General features: G+C 55.7%; 16 protein-coding genes. 2 read left to right on the top strand and 14 right to left on the bottom strand.

The annotated features are described in order from the left end of the window. Positions 1-9 precede the first annotated feature (9 nt). The 12 genes from holB to yceD all read right to left on the bottom strand — a co-directional run bounded on the left by holB (position 10) and on the right by yceD (position 9,952). Positions 10-1,014 (bottom strand): DNA polymerase III subunit delta', encoded by a 1,005-nt coding sequence (holB, locus tag HVX72_RS09340; protein ID WP_181823055.1) that lies wholly within the window; start codon positions 1,012-1,014, stop codon positions 10-12. Further along, positions 1,011-1,652 (bottom strand): dTMP kinase, encoded by a 642-nt coding sequence (gene tmk / locus HVX72_RS09335; protein WP_042283713.1) that lies wholly within the window; start codon positions 1,650-1,652, stop codon positions 1,011-1,013. The genes holB and tmk overlap by 4 nt, the downstream gene beginning before the upstream one ends. Then, positions 1,642-2,664, bottom strand: coding sequence for a cell division protein YceG (yceG, locus tag HVX72_RS09330; protein WP_042283716.1), 1,023 nt, complete (start codon positions 2,662-2,664; stop codon positions 1,642-1,644). Before yceG ends, tmk begins: the two co-directional genes overlap by 11 nt. A gap of 2 nt (positions 2,665-2,666) precedes the next feature. Then, positions 2,667-3,476, bottom strand: a complete 810-nt coding sequence (pabC, locus tag HVX72_RS09325; protein ID WP_181823054.1) for an aminodeoxychorismate lyase — start codon at positions 3,474-3,476, stop codon at positions 2,667-2,669. A gap of 116 nt (positions 3,477-3,592) precedes the next feature. Then, positions 3,593-4,834 (bottom strand): beta-ketoacyl-ACP synthase II, encoded by a 1,242-nt coding sequence (gene fabF, locus HVX72_RS09320; RefSeq protein ID WP_042283721.1) that lies wholly within the window; start codon positions 4,832-4,834, stop codon positions 3,593-3,595. Between the two features lie 85 nt (positions 4,835-4,919). Then, entirely contained in the window at positions 4,920-5,156 is a 237-nt protein-coding gene (gene acpP / locus HVX72_RS09315) for an acyl carrier protein (RefSeq protein WP_000103754.1), read from the bottom strand. A 200-nt stretch (positions 5,157-5,356) separates the two neighbouring features. Continuing rightward, positions 5,357-6,091 carry a 3-oxoacyl-ACP reductase FabG gene (gene fabG / locus HVX72_RS09310; protein ID WP_042283724.1) on the bottom strand — a complete coding sequence of 245 codons (735 nt, stop codon included), beginning with the start codon at positions 6,089-6,091 and terminating at the stop codon, positions 5,357-5,359. A 12-nt stretch (positions 6,092-6,103) separates the two neighbouring features. Beyond that, positions 6,104-7,033, bottom strand: coding sequence for an ACP S-malonyltransferase (fabD, locus tag HVX72_RS09305; protein ID WP_042283726.1), 930 nt, complete (start codon positions 7,031-7,033; stop codon positions 6,104-6,106). Between the two features lie 15 nt (positions 7,034-7,048). Beyond that, positions 7,049-8,002: a beta-ketoacyl-ACP synthase III gene (gene fabH / locus HVX72_RS09300; protein ID WP_042283728.1), complete on the bottom strand. Its 954-nt coding sequence runs from the start codon at positions 8,000-8,002 to the stop codon at positions 7,049-7,051. Positions 8,003-8,080: 78 nt separating this feature from the next. Then, positions 8,081-9,157, bottom strand: coding sequence for a phosphate acyltransferase PlsX (gene plsX / locus HVX72_RS09295; RefSeq protein WP_072014948.1), 1,077 nt, complete (start codon positions 9,155-9,157; stop codon positions 8,081-8,083). An 83-nt stretch (positions 9,158-9,240) separates the two neighbouring features. Continuing rightward, complete coding sequence (rpmF, locus tag HVX72_RS09290; protein ID WP_000290727.1) at positions 9,241-9,414, bottom strand: 50S ribosomal protein L32; 174 nt, start codon at positions 9,412-9,414, stop codon at positions 9,241-9,243. A gap of 16 nt (positions 9,415-9,430) precedes the next feature. Beyond that, the gene (gene yceD, locus HVX72_RS09285; RefSeq protein ID WP_042283732.1) at positions 9,431-9,952 is read right to left on the bottom strand and encodes a 23S rRNA accumulation protein YceD; all 522 of its coding nucleotides are present in this window, start codon (positions 9,950-9,952) and stop codon (positions 9,431-9,433) included. Positions 9,953-10,149: 197 nt separating this feature from the next. On the opposite strand from yceD, the gene HVX72_RS09280 reads away from it, so the two are divergent. Beyond that, on the top strand, positions 10,150-10,734 hold the full coding sequence (locus HVX72_RS09280; RefSeq protein ID WP_181823053.1) for a nucleoside triphosphate pyrophosphatase: 585 nt from the start codon (positions 10,150-10,152) through the stop codon (positions 10,732-10,734). Between the two features lie 97 nt (positions 10,735-10,831). Here HVX72_RS09280 and rluC read toward each other — a convergent pair whose 3' ends face one another. Beyond that, on the bottom strand, positions 10,832-11,779 hold the full coding sequence (gene rluC, locus HVX72_RS09275) for a 23S rRNA pseudouridine(955/2504/2580) synthase RluC (RefSeq protein WP_042283737.1): 948 nt from the start codon (positions 11,777-11,779) through the stop codon (positions 10,832-10,834). Positions 11,780-12,351: 572 nt separating this feature from the next. Here rluC and rne point away from each other — a divergent pair. Beyond that, a complete protein-coding gene (rne, locus tag HVX72_RS09270) occupies positions 12,352-15,567 on the top strand; it encodes a ribonuclease E (protein WP_181823052.1) in 3,216 nt (1,071 codons plus the stop codon). 42 nt (positions 15,568-15,609) lie between these two features. Here the strand turns inward: rne and HVX72_RS09265 are convergent, their stop codons facing one another. Next, complete coding sequence (locus HVX72_RS09265; protein WP_181823051.1) at positions 15,610-16,545, bottom strand: LysR family transcriptional regulator; 936 nt, start codon at positions 16,543-16,545, stop codon at positions 15,610-15,612. Between the last annotated feature and the right edge of the window lie 46 nt (positions 16,546-16,591).

Raw genomic sequence — 16,591 nt, 5'->3', positions numbered from 1 at the left:
ATGTCTCTCTTAAAGATGGGAAACTGGCAATACAGCGCCAGGTTGCAGGTAATGCTCAATTTGTAAAAGGAGATCGGTTAAGACCAGTTCACGGTTTATTGCCGTCACACTGAGCAACTGTTCACGGCAATGGCAGACGGCGCTCAGGATCGCCTGGATCCGGTTTGTAGACAATTGCCCGGCAAGCATTGCCACCAGCTCTCCGGCATCCGCATTGGTTAACCATGTCGCCCCATGCTGGCGCTTCAGCGCATCCATCAGCAGGGTCGCCAACCAGTGTAGTCTCGCGGGCGCATGCTCATGATTCAACACCGGCAGCAGGCTGTACCAGTCACCGCCAGACACGCTGCCTGAAAGCGACTGGCACAGCGCTTCGCGTTGCGCCCAACCGTCGGATTGCAGTAACGCCAGCGCCGCGCCCGGCGAGCCTGCGCTCAGGCGCAGCGCGGTCAACAGCGACGTTTGTGACACCGTCACTTCTCGCGCGAGCCACGTGACCGCATAGTTTTCCGCAGGTGGCGCAAGGTGATGCAAACGACAGCGGCTGCGCAACGTCGCCAGAAGACGCGCAGGCTCCCGCGTAGCGAGAAAGAACCACGTTTGCTCAGGCGGTTCCTCCAGGGTTTTAAGCAAGGCGTTCGCCGCGGCATCGGTCAACAGCGCCGCGTCGGGGATCCACACCACTTTCGCCCCGCCAAGACGCGCCCGCTCGTAGAGTTTCTCCCCCACTTCGCGAACCGCGTCGATGCCCAGCACGTTTTTCCCTTTTTCCGGCAACAGGGAATAATAGTCCGGATGCGTGCCCGCCTGCATCAACTGGCAGCCGCGGCAGTGGCCACAGCTTTTATGACCGTCCGGCTGCTGACAGAGCAGAAATCGGCTGAGCGCGTAGATCAGGGCATCATCGCCCATTCCCGGCAGTGCCTGGATCAGTAGCGCATGGTGACCCCGTCCTTCCTGATAGCTTGCTACCAGTTTTTCAAAGTCCGGTCGTAACCATGGATACCATTTCATGCGCCCTGCTCCTTCACCCACCCGGTCACAGTGGTACGAATAGCATTCATTACAACGTCCAGCGGCTGCGTCGCATCAATCGTGCGAATGCTTGCATCCTGGGCCGCCAACTCCAGATAGCGGGCGCGGGTGCGATTAAAGAAGTCAAAAGACTCCTGCTCAATACGGTCCAGCTCGCCGCGCGCGCGCGCGCGTTTCAGCCCAACTTCAGGCGTAACATCCAGATAAAGCGTCAAATCCGGCCGGAAATCGCCGAGTACTGCGTCACGCAGTGTGGCAAGCATCTGCTGATCGATACCGCGTCCGCCGCCCTGGTACGCCTGGGTGGAAAGATCGTGACGGTCGCCAATCACCCACGTCCCCTTTGCCAGCGCGGGTTTGATGACCGTTTCCACAAGCTGGACGCGCGCTGCATAAAACATCAGCACTTCGGCTTTATCGGTGATGATCTCATCGCCGACAGATTTGATGTCCAGCACCAGACTGCGCAGTTTTTCCGCCAGTTGCGTGCCGCCCGGCTCGCGGGTAAAAACCATGTCGCGGATGCCGAGCTGTTCGAGCGTCTCAACCACGATATTTCTCGCGGTCGTTTTACCGGCGCCTTCCAGCCCCTCGATGACGATATACTTACTGCGCATTTTTTTCCTTAAGCACTTTCAGGTAGTCCTGCACAGACCGGTTATGGCTGGCAAGATTGGTATTAAACGTATGGCCCCCTTTGCCGTCGGCGACAAAATAGAGATACGGCGTTTTGGCCGGATGCGCCGCCGCCTTCAGCGAGGCTTCGCCCGGCATGGCGATCGGTCCCGGCGGCAGCCCGGTGATGGTATAGGTGTTATAGGCCGTCGGGGTTTCCAGATCTGCACGTGAGATCTTGCCATTATAGCGCTCACCCATCCCGTAAATCACCGTAGGATCGGTCTGCAGTCGCATTCCGACGCGCAGTCGGTTGATAAATACCGACGCAACCTGATCGCGTTCGCTGGCAACCGCCGTCTCTTTTTCGATGATCGAGGCCATGGTGACCAGTTGATTCTGATCTTTATACGGTAACCCCTCCGCGCGGCCTTCCCAAACCTCATTAACCACTTTCACCATTTTTTGACGCGCGCGCTTAAGCAAGGCCACATCGGTTGTGTTGGCGGTGTACATCCAGGTATCAGGCCAGAACCAGCCTTCGAGACCGTCGGTTTCTTTCAGTTCGAGCGCCTTCGCCACGCTCGCGTAGCTATCGTCGGTCAGGGTATGCTTGACGTAAGGCGCATCGCGCAGCTGTTTGAGATAGTCGCTAAGCCGCATCCCTTCCACAAAGCGCAGCGGAAATTGTGCCTCTTTTCCGCTTTCCAGCAGTTGCAGCATCTCCCGCACGGTCATTCCTGGCGTTAAGCGATACGTGCCCGCTTTGAAGTGCGAAAGCGCCGGTTCAACGCGCAGCAGCCACTGAAATACCCGGGGGCGGTTCACAACCCGGTCGGCATACAGTTGCTCACCGAGCGCCAGACGACCCGTTCCCGGTTTGAGGGTAAAAATGGTTTCTTCTTTAATCAGGATCTTGCTGTCCGCCAGTTGGCGAACCTTCCACAAGCCCACTCCCCCAGCAATGCCTAATACCACACCCAATAAGAGGACAGCGTATAACAATTTTTTCATGACTAATTCGGATACTCACACAGTGGGGCCAGGAATTCATAGAGCGCGCGTGAAGAGAACGGCACAGCGTCAAAAGCGCCCACAGGAATAACCGGCATCAGCGCGTTACAAACCACGATTTCGTCAGCGCGGCGGACATCTTCTTCACGGGCACTGGTTTCGACAACCCGAAAAGACGATTGTGCCAGCTGCTGCAAACAGAATTGTCGCATTATGCCGTTGACACCTGCCAGATCGAGACGCGGTGTATAGACCACATTGTCTTTTCGCCAGAACACATTAGCCGCACAGCATTCCGTAACCCAACCTTCGCTGTCAAGAACCAGCGCCTCATCCGCCTCCGTCTGCTCAAGATGAGAACGAATCAGGACCTGTTCAAGACGGTTAAGATGTTTGATCCCGGCAAGCAGCGGGTTGCGACCAAGACGAACCGGGCTGAGGGTTAGCGTGATTCCTCGATTTCGCCAGTCATCGAAATGCGTCGGATACGGCGAAACGGTCAGAATTCGGGTAGGCTGCGAGCAGTTTGCCGCACTGTAGCCTCGACCGCCGCTGCCGCGGCTGATGATCACCTTCAGCACGCCACGGGAATGCCCCATGGCAAGCGTGTTCATTTCACGTTCAAGCTCATCCCAGAACTCAAAGGCGATCAGCAGTTTATTACAGGCATCCCGCAAACGCCGGAGATGCGCAGCCAGATGGCAAAGCTGACCGTCGAAAATACGTACGGTAGTAAAGCAGCCATCGCCAAACTGTATTGCGCGATCGCTTGCAGCAAGCGATTTCTGTTCACGACCATTTATCAAGAACATAGTGGCTCCTCATCGGTGGCCCGTTAGTGTGGCAGGATGACGAGTGCAGGACAAGGGAAGAAAACGCAATAAAAAAGGCCCGACGAGCGGACCTTTAAGCAACAACGGACAGGCGGTTAGATCTTTTTGAAGATCAAAGAACCGTTCGTGCCGCCAAAACCGAAGGAGTTACACAGCGCATACTCCATTCCACTGACCTGACGCGCTTCGTGCGGAACGAAGTCCAGATCGCAACCCTCATCCGGATTATCCAGGTTAATGGTTGGCGGAACAGCCTGATCGCGCAGCGCCAGGATGGAGTAGATGGATTCTACCGCGCCTGCCGCACCCAACAAGTGGCCGGTCATGGATTTGGTAGAGCTGACCATCACACGGCTTGCCGCTTCGCCAAAGACAGACTTAACCGCCTGCGCTTCAGCTTTATCGCCTGCCGGGGTAGAGGTCCCGTGCGCGTTGACATAGCCAATCTGGCCCGGTTCAATCGCCGCATCACGCAGTGCGTTGACCATCGCCAACGCCGCGCCTGCGCCATTTTCCGGCGGCGACGTCATATGGTATGCATCGCTGCTCATCCCGAAGCCAACGACTTCAGCATAAATTTTCGCGCCGCGTTTTTTCGCATGTTCATACTCTTCGAGTACAACCATCCCGGCACCGTCGCCGAGCACAAAACCGTCACGCTCTTTATCCCACGGGCGGCTTGCCGCTTGCGGGTTGTCGTTACGTGTGGACAACGCACGCGCTGCGCCAAAGCCCCCCACGCCCAGCGGCGTACTGGCTTTTTCAGCACCGCCCGCAACCATCGCGTCCGCGTCGCCGTAAGCAATGATACGCGCGGCATGACCGATGTTGTGTACGCCTGAGGTACAGGCGGTTGCGATAGAAATGCTTGGCCCACGCAGGCCATACATGATGGTCAGGTGGCCTGCCACCATGTTAACAATCGTCGACGGAACGAAGAATGGGCTGATCTTACGCGGTCCACCGTTCACCAGAGAACTGTGGTTTTCCTCAATCAGACCGAGACCACCGATACCGGAACCAATAGCGGCGCCAATACGGGTTGCGTTCTCTTCCGTTACTTCAAGGCCAGAATCCTGCATGGCCTGGACGCCAGCGACAATTCCATATTGAATGAAGGCATCCATCTTGCGCTGTTCTTTACGCGAGATGATGTCATCACAGTTAAAATCCTTTACTAAGCCAGCAAATTTCGTTGCATAGGCGCTAGTATCGAAATGGTCGATCAGGCTGATGCCACTCTGACCGGCAAGGAGAGCTTTCCAGGTAGACTCTACGGTATTGCCGACAGGAGACAACATGCCCAGTCCGGTCACAACTACACGACGCTTAGACACGGTTGTCCTCCAGGGAGGGAAAAAAATTCTAGTGGGACAAAAAGATAAAACTCAGGCGGTCGAATGACCGCCTGGAGATGTTCACTTACGCCTGGTGGCCGTTGATGTAATCAATGGCAGCCTGAACGGTGGTGATTTTCTCAGCTTCTTCGTCCGGAATCTCAGTATCAAACTCTTCTTCCAGAGCCATTACCAGCTCAACGGTGTCAAGAGAATCTGCGCCCAGGTCTTCAACGAAAGAAGCATTGTTGGTAACTTCTTCCTGCTTAACGCCCAGCTGTTCGCCGATAATTTTCTTAACGCGTTCTTCGATAGTGCTCATACTCTTAAATTTCCTATCAAAACTCGCTTTCGCGATGGTTTTCGTAGTGTATAAAATGTTGAAAAATTTGCAACTAAATCCCGGCAGGTCTTACCACGATTTTACGCTATTTTGCGGCTTTTCACCCAAATAACGCAAATATTTTTCTACGCATTTTCCTTCAGACTGCTCCAGCCTGGCCGAATTTGCGTAGCTCGTGGTCAAACCATATACATTCCGCCATTGACGTGCAGGGTTTCACCAGTGATGTAACCCGCCTCGTCAGAAGCTAAAAATGCAACCGCGCTGGCAATTTCTTTTGGATCGCCTAAACGACCCGCAGGTACTGCCGCCAGCGTACCCGCACGCTGCTCATCGGTCAGCGCACGCGTCATGTCCGTTTCAATAAAGCCCGGAGCAACAACGTTTACAGTAATGCCGCGTGACGCAACTTCGCGCGCCAGCGATTTACTGAAGCCAATCAGACCTGCTTTCGCCGCAGCGTAATTGGTCTGACCCGCATTTCCCATGGTACCAACCACAGAACCGACAGTGATAATACGTCCATGACGCTTTTTCATCATAGCGCGCATTACCGCTTTTGACAGGCGGAAAACAGATGAAAGATTGGTTTCGAGAATATCGTTCCACTCATCATCTTTCATTCGCATCAGCAGATTGTCGCGAGTGATACCGGCATTATTGACCAGGATATCGACTTCACCAAATTCTGCGCGAATTTTTTCCAGAACGGATTCGATAGATGCAGGATCGGTCACGTTCAACATCAGACCTTTGCCTTTCGCACCTAAGTAATCGCTAATGGCCTGAGCGCCATTTTCGCTGGTCGCTGTACCGATAACGGTCGCGCCACGGGCAACGAGCGTCTCTGCAATAGCGCGGCCAATACCGCGACTTGCACCGGTAACCAGCGCGATTTTTCCTTCAAAACTCATGGTTTTCCTCTTTTATTGCTCAAGCGCCGCAGATACCGCCGCCGGTTCATTCAGCGCCGAGGCGGTCAGGGTATCGACAATGCGTTTCGTCAGACCGGTGAGGACTTTACCCGGACCGACTTCGTAAAGGTGTTCCACGCCCTGCGCGGCCATAAACTCAACGCTACGGGTCCACTGAACCGGGCTGTACAGCTGGCGAACCAGCGCATCACGAATCGCGTCAGCCTCGGTTTCACATTTCACATCCACGTTGTTCACTACCGGCACTGTCGGCGCGCTGAAGGTGATTTTCGCTAATTCAACGGCCAGTTTTTCCGCAGCGGGTTTCATCAACGCACAGTGCGACGGTACGCTTACCGGCAGCGGCAACGCACGTTTCGCGCCGGCAGCTTTACAAGCGGCGCCCGCGCGCTCTACCGCCTCTTTGTGCCCGGCGATAACCACCTGTCCCGGCGAGTTAAAATTCACTGGCGAAACCACCTGGCCTTCCGCCGCGTCTTCGCAGGCTTTAGCGATAGAAGCATCATCCAGACCGATAATAGCAGACATGCCGCCTGTGCCTTCCGGTACCGCTTCCTGCATGAATTTACCACGCAGTTCCACGAGACGCACCGCATCAGCAAAATTGATGACGCCCGCGCACACCAGCGCAGAGTATTCGCCCAGGCTATGACCCGCCATCAGCGCAGGCGCTTTACCGCCCTGCTGCTGCCAGACGCGGTACAGTGCGACAGACGCCGCTAACAGCGCAGGCTGAGTCTGCCAGGTTTTGTTCAATTCTTCCGCTGGCCCCTGTTGAGTCAGCGCCCACAGGTCGTAGCCCAGCGCCGCTGAAGCTTCAGCAAACGTTTCTTCTATAACCGGATAGCTTGCCGCCATATCGGCCAGCATCCCAACGGTCTGCGAACCCTGTCCAGGGAACACAAATGCGAATTGCGTCATGTTTAAATCCTTATACTAGAAACGAACCAGCGCGGAGCCCCAGGTGAAACCACCGCCGAAGGCTTCAAGCAGAACCAGTTGCCCGGCTTTGATACGCCCGTCGCGCACGGCTTCATCCAGCGCGCACGGTACGGAAGCCGCAGACGTGTTGCCGTGACGGTCCAGCGTGACCACAACGTTGTCCATCGACATACCCAGTTTCTTCGCCGTCGCGCTGATAATACGCAGGTTAGCCTGGTGAGGAACCAGCCAGTCGAGCTGCGAACGGTCCAGATTATTGGCCGCCAGCGTCTCGTCAACGATATGCGCCAGCTCGGTTACCGCCACTTTGAACACTTCGTTACCCGCCATCGTCAGGTGAATCGGGTTGTCCGGATTCACACGATCGGCATTGGGCAGCGTCAGTAATTCACCGTAGCTGCCATCCGCATGTAGATGGGTGGAGATAATGCCCGGCTCTTCGGATGCGCCGAGCACAACCGCGCCTGCGCCATCGCCAAAAATAATAATAGTGCCGCGATCGGTCGGATCGCAGGTGCGAGCCAGCACGTCGGACCCGACGACCAGCGCATAGTCAACGGCGCCGGATTTCACGTACATATCGGCCACGCTGAGCGCATAGGTGAAGCCCGCACAGGCCGCCGCGACGTCAAACGCCGGGCATCCTTTAATGCCCAGCATGCTCTGGATCTGGCATGCCGCGCTGGGGAAAGCATGAGTCGCTGAGGTGGTCGCCACCACTATCAAGCCAATCTGATCTTTATCAATGCCCGCCATTTCCAGCGCCCGCTGCGCTGCGGTGTATCCCATCGTTGAGACGGTTTCATCCGGGGCGGCAATATGGCGCTCACGGATACCTGTGCGAGTGACAATCCACTCGTCAGAGGTATCGACCATTTTTTCCAGATCGGCGTTAGTCCGCACGTGTTCAGGCAGATAGCTGCCAGTACCAATAATCTTCGTATACATGTACGCTCAGTCACTTTTTGGTTATATACCGCGGATCAACAACGACGAAGAGGCTTGGGCGCGTTAGCCACATCGCTGTCAGTGTGGCTGCGATGTGTCGCCATGACCCACGTCCCGCCGTTCGAATCCAGTCGGGTATACAGATTCCAGGCGAGCGGCAATTCGCTGAGGAACTTGTCGCTGCACCGCCTGCACTGCCTGTTCAATCGCGACTGTGAAGGCTCGCTGATTGGCCGCACCATGACTCTTAATCACCGTGCCGCGCAATCCTAACAGACAGGCGCCATTATACTGGTCGGGGTTGAGGTGACTGAATCGCCTCGTCAGGCTTTTTTGTAACCAACGTTTTACTATCAGCAGCCACCACGACCGTTTTTTACCCTCACCCTGTGATTTCAGCAGTGAAAGGAACATTCTGACAACCCCTTCCATCGTCTTTAATGTGACATTGCCTGTAAAACCGTCACATACCAGCACATCCGTTTTTCCCGTCAATAATTCATTGGCCTCGAGATAGCCGATGTAATTGATGGAGGAGATCGTTTTTAGCACAGCCGAAGCGTCCCGAATACTGTCGAGACCCTTAGTTTCTTCTTCGCCGATGTTGAGCAAGGCCACGCGAGGGTTATCAATGCCAACCACTTCTTCCGCGAGCACCGAGCCCATAATCGCAAACTGCACCAGCATCGTGCTGTCGCAATCGACGTTAGCCCCTAAATCCAGGACTACCGTCTTCCCTTTTTGCTGATGCGGCAACACCGTGACCAGCGCGGGACGCTCAATGCCGTCCAGCGGCTTGAGCAATAATTTTGCCAGCCCCATCAGCGCCCCAGTATTACCGGCGCTCACACAGGCCTGCGCTCGCCCTTCTTTCACGAGTTCCAGCGCCACCCGCATGGAACTACCGCGACTGGCGCGGATAGCCTGCGAAGGCCGGGCATCACTGGCGATAACTGACTGCGCAGGGATAATCTGCAGACGCGAACGTTGTTCAAAGTCAGCTTTAGCAAGTAATGGCGTGATTGTATCGGGATCCCCGACTAAAAGAAGTGTGAGTTGTGAATTAGAATTCAGTGCCTGCAATGCTGCAGGCACTGTCACGGAAGGGCCGAAATCTCCCCCCATGACATCTAACGCCAGGGTTAGACGTGTCAAGGTATCTTCGCCGCCTGGTTTGGTCATTCCCCGCCTGAACGGGGAAATTCCTCACTAAGCTTCATCACGCGAATAACGCGTGATTACTTAGCGATGACCTTGCGACCGCGGTAGTAACCGTCGGCGGTGATGTGGTGACGCAGGTGTTTTTCACCAGAGGTTTTGTCTACAGACAGGCTGGTGACTGCGGTCAGCGCGTCATGGGAACGACGCATGCCACGTTTGGAACGGGTTGGTTTATTCTGTTGTACGGCCATGGACCTTACTCCTCAATTACTTACGCTTTAAGCTGGCTAATACGGCAAATGGGTTTGGTTTTTGCGCTTCATCAGGCAGTTCCCCAAAGACCATGTCCGCCTCGGACACTTCACAGTGTTCAGAATCATGCACCGGAACTACCGGCAAGGAGAGGATGATTTCATCTTCAACCATTGCAAGCAGATCGATTTCACCGAATTCGTTAACCTCAATCGGCTCATACGCTTCCGGGAGTGCTTCAGCCTGTTCGTCAGAACGAACCGGACTAAAACAATACGTTGTGTGAACCTGATGGGTAAACGGCTTACCGCAACGCTGACATTCGAGCGTGACCGAAACCGCAGCGTCGCCGGTAATTACGGCGAGACGTTGGTTGTCGATAGCGAACGACATCGAGCATTCCACATCACTGTCCACACTGACCACAGAATCGGCGACGCGCTCTACCAGATCGGAAGTATAGATACCTTCATAATCGAGGCGTTTTTGAGCCGTACGAACCGGATCCAGAGTCAGGGGTAATTTTACCTTTTGCATAGGGCGCGCATATTAACTTTGTAACGTCATATAGTCAAAGAAAAAGGCAGCCTGCGGTTGCCTTTTGCCAATAATTCGCACACATTGCGGTTAACAGACTTATTTTCGCTCAGCAGACGCCCTGCTTGCGCGTCTGAATGACGAAAGACATAGTTTAAAATGGGTCTCATCAATACGCTATATCTGGTAGAAAAAATATGCCTAATCTTATTCTCGCTTCTACTTCGCCCTGGCGTCGCACCCTGCTGGAAAAACTGGCGATCCCCTTTGAATGCGCCGCGCCGGACGTTGACGAAACGCCGATGCCTGGCGAGAGTCCCCGTCACCTGGTCAGTCGTCTGGCGAAAGAAAAGGCGCAGTCGCTGGCCCACCGCTTCCCTGCTCACCTGATTATTGGCTCCGATCAGGTATGCGTGCTGGATGGCGAAATCGCCGGCAAGCCGTTAACAGAAGAAAAAGCCTGCCAGCAGTTGGCGAAAGCCAGCGGCAACATCATCACCTTCTATACGGGGCTGGCGCTGTATAATTCCGCGACCGGCCATTTACAGACGGAAGTGGAACCGTTTGACGTCCATTTTCGTCATCTGAGCGAAGCAGAGATAGAAGACTACGTGCGCAAAGAGCGTCCGCTGCATTGTGCCGGGAGTTTTAAAAGCGAAGGACTGGGCATTGCGCTGTTTGAGCGCTTAGAGGGTCGGGACCCCAATACGCTGATTGGCTTACCACTGATCGCCCTGTGCCAGATGTTGCGTCGGGAAGAGATGAACCCGCTGAAAGCCTAACGCAGTGAAGCGCCTGATGGCGCTTCACTTTCAGACCCGCGGAAAGGCGCAGGAGGCAAGCGTCGTCTGATAAAACACGTCAGCGACGCGATCAGAATCATTTACGCAATGTCTGGAGACATCTTTTTAACTGCTCATCCATCGGCGCCTCAATGCGCAGTATCTCCCCCGTTCCCGGATGGGTAAACTTCAGCGCGGCAGCATGCAGGAAGAGGCGCGAAAGCCCGGTTCCCGCCAGTTGCTTGTCAAATTCGCGGTCGCCGTAGCGATCGTCAAACGCAATCGGATGCCCGGCATACTGGGTATGCACGCGGATCTGGTGCGTACGGCCGGTAACCGGGCTACAGCGCACCAGCGTGGCAAACGCATAACGCTCTTCGACCTTAAAGCGGGTTTCTGAAGGCTTACCTTCCTGACTCACACGTACGATACGCTCGCCGCTTTGCAGGATGTTCTTTAATAGCGGCGCCTGCACGTTTTTCACGTGCGATTGCCACTGGCCGCGAACCAGCGCCAGATAGTCTTTCTGCATCCCTTTCTCACGCAGTTGCTCATGCAGCGAACGTAGCGCCGAGCGCTTTTTCGCCACCAGCAGCACACCAGAGGTGTCGCGGTCGAGGCGGTGCACCAGTTCGAGGAACCGCGCCTCCGGACGCAGAGCGCGCAATCCTTCAATCACGCCGAAGCTCAGGCCGCTGCCGCCATGCACCGCCGTGCCCGAGGGCTTATTGAGCACCAGGATATGGTCATCTTCGTACAGGATGACATCGGCCAGCGCCGCCACCTTTTGCAGGTGTGGCGACACGGCGTCGTCTTCCCGCTCGGCCACGCGAACAGGCGGAATACGCACTTCATCGCCCGCTTCGAGTTTATATTCGGGCTTGATGCGTTTTTTATTCACCCGCACTTCGCCTTTGCGCAAAATGCGATAAATCATACTTTTCGGCACGCCTTTTAACTGCGTACGCAAAAAGTTATCGATGCGTTGCCCTGCTTCGTCAGCGGAAATAGCAACAATTTTTACGGATGGAGTCTCTGTTTTCATGGGGGCCGATTCTAAATAGCGGCAAGGATTCGCGCCACTCATTTTTCTATGCTTATATTTATCTTTATCTGCCGCCGCACAGCGTATTCATCACAGATTTGGTGGTTATTAAACCAATCACCGCGGATAAGTGAAAAAACTGTGAGTAAGTGGGAGATAAATGGTAAAAGTCATCTTGCTATAACAAGGTTAGCAGTGGAATAATGTCACCGTTTCCGTGTCAAAACTTGTTAGAACAAGCAATTTTACGGAATGACCCATTTTGCCCGAACGATCATCCACGCAGCAATGGCGTAAGACGTATTGATCTTTCAGGCAGTTAGCGGGCTGCGGGTTGCAGTCCTTACCGGTAGATCGGATCTTCTCTGGAGAGTAACACCCAGGCAGTTCCCCTGATAATTGCGCTGTGTTTCCGTATGAAATACAGGCAACCGACACTCTGCGCCTCTTTGAGCTGACGATAACCGTGAGGTTGGCGACGCGAATAGACACGAGGCCATCGGTTCACACCCGGAAAGGCGATACTCTGCCCGCAGCTTAGTCGTCAATGTAAGAATAATGAGTAAGTTACGATGAAAAGAATGTTAATCAACGCAACTCAGCAGGAAGAGTTGCGTGTTGCCCTTGTAGATGGGCAGCGTCTGTACGATCTGGATATTGAAAGTCCTGGACACGAGCAGAAAAAAGCGAACATCTATAAAGGCAAAATTACCCGTATTGAACCGAGTCTGGAAGCGGCTTTTGTTGATTACGGCGCTGAACGTCACGGTTTCCTCCCGTTAAAAGAAATTGCCCGCGAATATTTCCCCGCCAGTTACAACGCGCATGGTCGTCCCAACATTAAAGATGTGTTGCGCGAAGGTCAGGAAGTCATTGTTCAGATTGATAAAGAAGAACGCGGCAACAAAGGCGCTGCGCTGACCACCTTTATCAGCCTGGCGGGAAGTTATCTGGTGCTGATGCCAAACAACCCGCGCGCGGGCGGCATCTCTCGTCGTATTGAAGGCGACGATCGCACCGAACTGAAAGAAGCGCTGGCAAGCCTTGAGCTGCCCGACGGCATGGGACTTATTGTGCGCACCGCAGGCGTCGGCAAGTCTGCCGACGCGTTGCAGTGGGACTTAAGCTTCCGTCTGAAGCACTGGGAAGCCATCCAGAAAGCAGCGGAAAGCCGCCCGGCGCCATTCCTGATCCATCAGGAAAGCAACGTGATTGTTCGCGCGTTTCGCGACTACCTGCGTCAGGATATCGGTGAAATTCTCATCGATAACCCGAAAGTGCTTGAACTGGCGCGCCAGCATATCGCCGCGTTGGGTCGTCCGGACTTCAGCAGCAAAATTAAACTGTACACCGGTGAAATTCCCCTGTTCAGCCATTACCAGATCGAGTCGCAAATTGAGTCCGCATTCCAGCGTGAAGTGCGCTTGCCGTCCGGCGGTTCCATTGTAATCGACAGCACCGAAGCGTTAACCGCTATCGACATCAACTCCGCTCGCGCCACCCGCGGCGGCGATATCGAAGAAACCGCGTTTAACACCAACCTTGAAGCGGCCGATGAAATCGCTCGCCAGTTGCGTCTGCGCGATCTTGGCGGCTTGATTGTTATCGACTTCATCGACATGACGCCGGTTCGCCACCAGCGCGCGGTGGAAAACCGTCTGCGTGAAGCGGTGCGTCAGGACCGGGCCCGCATTCAGATCAGCCATATTTCGCGCTTTGGCCTGCTGGAAATGTCCCGTCAGCGCCTGAGTCCGTCACTGGGCGAATCCAGCCATCACGTTTGTCCGCGCTGTAGCGGTACCGGCACCGTTCGTGACAACGAGTCGCTGTCGCTGTCCATTCTGCGCCTGATCGAAGAAGAAGCGCTGAAAGAGAACACTCAGGAAGTTCATGCGATTGTTCCAGTGCCGATTGCGTCCTACCTGCTTAACGAAAAACGTACTGCCGTTAACGCAATTGAAACGCGTCAGAACGGTGTGCGCTGTGTGATCGTCCCTAACGATCAGATGGAAACGCCGCATTACTCCGTACTGCGCGTACGTAAAGGCGAAGAGACACCAACCCTGAGCTACATGCTGCCAAAACTGCATGAAGAAGCGATGGCGTTGCCGTCTGAAGAAGAATACGCCGAGCGTAAACGTCCGGAACAACCTGCCCTTGCGACTTTTGCAATGCCGGATGTTCCGCCTGCGCCAGCGCCGGCGGCTGCCGAACCGGTGGTCAAAACTGCCGCGCCGAAAGCCGCAGCCGCACCGGCTACGCCTGCAGAACCGGGTCTGCTCAGCCGCTTCTTTGGCGCGCTGAAGTCGCTGTTCAGCGGCAGTGAAGAAGCGAAGCCTGCAGAGCAACCCGCGCCAAAAGCGGCAGAAAAACCGGAACGCCAGCAGGATCGTCGTAAACGTCAGAACAACCGCCGCGACCGTAACGATCGCAGCGAGCGCCGTGACAACCGCGATAATCGCAGCGAACGCGGCGACCGTTCAGAAAACGGTGAAAGCCGTGACGAGAACCGCCGTAATCGTCGTCAGGCCCAGCAGAATACCGAACGCGATAGCCGTCAGCAGTCCAGTGACGTGGCGGAAAAAGCGAAGGCAGGTGATGAGCCGCAACAGCCGCAGCGTCGCGAACGTAATCGTCGCCGTAGCGAAGAAAAACGCCAGGCCCAGCAGGAAGTGAAAGCGCTGAATCTGGACGAGCAGCAGACTCAGGATACCGAGCAGGAAGAACGTGTTCGTCAGGCGCAGCCGCGCCGTAAACAACGCCAGCTGAGTCAAAAAGTGCGTTACACCGACAATGCGATGGAAGCGGATGCGGTAAGTACGGCAGCAAACGAAGATACCGTTGCCGCGCCGGTCGTGGCAGAGACCGCGCCTGCGCAGAGCACCGAGCTGGCAAAAGTCCCGCTGCCAGTCGTTGCCGAGGTTGCTCAGGAGCAGGAAGATAATGGCGACGCGCGTGATAACGCCGGTATGCCGCGTCGCTCCCGTCGTTCTCCACGTCATCTGCGTGTAAGCGGTCAACGCCGTCGTCGCTACCGTGACGAACGCTATCCGCTCCAGTCACCCATGCCGTTGACCGTTGCCTGCGCATCGCCGGAGATGGCGTCCGGTAAAGTGTGGATCCGCTACCCGGTGGCCCGTCCTCAGGATATTGAGCAGCAAGAGCAGGAACTCGAGCAGGTTCAGGCGCAGCCAGCGGTAACTGAAGCGCAGGCCGTAGCCGCTGCCGTTGAGCCGGTTCAGGCCATGGCGGAGACGATTGCCGACGCGCCTGTTCAGCCGCAGGATACCGTGGAAACGACGCATCCGGAGGTGATTGCCGCCCCGGTTGACGAACAGCCGCAAATCATTGCCGACGCCGATGCGCCCGTTGCTGAAAACGTCGCCGCCGAAGCAGAGCCGGTCGCCGAAACGCAGGAGACTGCGCCGGTCGCAGAACAACCCGCCGATGTCGTGGTCGTTGAGCCTGAAGTCATTGCCGAACCGGTTAACGAACAGGACGTTGAAGCACAGGACGAAGTGGAAGTGGTCGTTTCCCCCGCGCCTGTTGCCGTCCAGGTTGAAGCGGCAAAAGAGGAAAAACCTGCCGTTGTCGCCGCGCCGGTTGAGCACAGCCACGCTACCGCACCGATGACCCGCGCGCCTGCGCCGGAGTACGTGCCGGAAGCACCGCGCCACAGCGACTGGCAGCGTCCTGCCTTCGCCTTTGAAGGTAAAGGCGCCGCTGGCGGCCACAGCGCGACGCATCACGCGTCTGCGGGTCCGACCCGCCCTCAGCCTGTCGAATAACAGGCGGACTGTCTGAGAAAGCCGACCTCCGGGTCGGCTTTTTTATTCCCCCTGCGGTTGGCGCATTCCCGCCAGTTCTGGCATCACCTCTTTCATTAATTCCAGGAAACGGCGCAGTCGGGAAGGATAATAACGCGCCCACGGATAGACCAGATGTACCGGTAACGGCGCAGCCTGCCAGTCGGCAACCAGTTCAACCAGACGCCCGCTGGCGATATCTTCTTCCACCGTCCAGCTGGAGACAATCGCAACGCCCAGCCCCGCCAGCGCCGCATTGCGTGCGACGTAAATACTGTCAGTACTCAGCCGTGGCGTAATCGGGAAGCTCACCGGTTGGCGACTAATCTGATGGCTCAGCGAGACGTTATGTTGATAGAAAGTGTTGAGCGCGATCCAGGGCAGCGCAAACAACTGATGCGGTTCGCTGACAGGATCAAATTCCGCCAGTAACTCTGGCGTCGCCACCACGCTACGCGGCACTTCCGCCAGCAGCACCGACACCGTGTCCGGATCAACCTCTGCCCCCACCCGAATAGCGCAATCAATGTTGTCGCTCAGGAAGTCGACCGTTTTGTCGTTGAGCATCCACTCCACTGACAGATTCGGGTAACGGGCCAAAAAATGGAGTAACGGCGTCAGGAGCTGCTGCTGGCCGAAAGCATGCGGCGCGCGTACCCGCAGCGTACCTACGGGTTCGTCTTCCGCCGCGTTAAGCCCGTCCTCAAGCGCCAGCCAGGCGTCAATGATGTGTTTCGCGTGCTGATAACCGCGCTCGCCGTCGTCTGTCAGCTTCATTGCATGAGTGGTGCGTAACAACAGTTTGACGCCCAGCATGGCTTCAAGCGACTGTAAACGACGGCTGATAGTGGCCTGGGTGGTATTTAACTGTCTTGCCGCTGCCGAGAGCGATCCGGCTTCGACAATACGCACAAACGTCCGCATCAGCTCCACCCTGTCTATACGTTCATTTTTTAGCATGTGCTTTTACCCATACGTTAAACGTATAACTGTTTTACCATTTCGC

This window comes from Citrobacter sp. RHB21-C05, from assembly GCF_013889015.1.
Taxonomy (GTDB): Bacteria; Pseudomonadota; Gammaproteobacteria; order Enterobacterales; family Enterobacteriaceae; genus Citrobacter_A; species Citrobacter_A sedlakii.
Note: the sequence above shows the minus strand (reverse complement) of the source record. Positions and strands in the feature narration are given on the sequence as shown.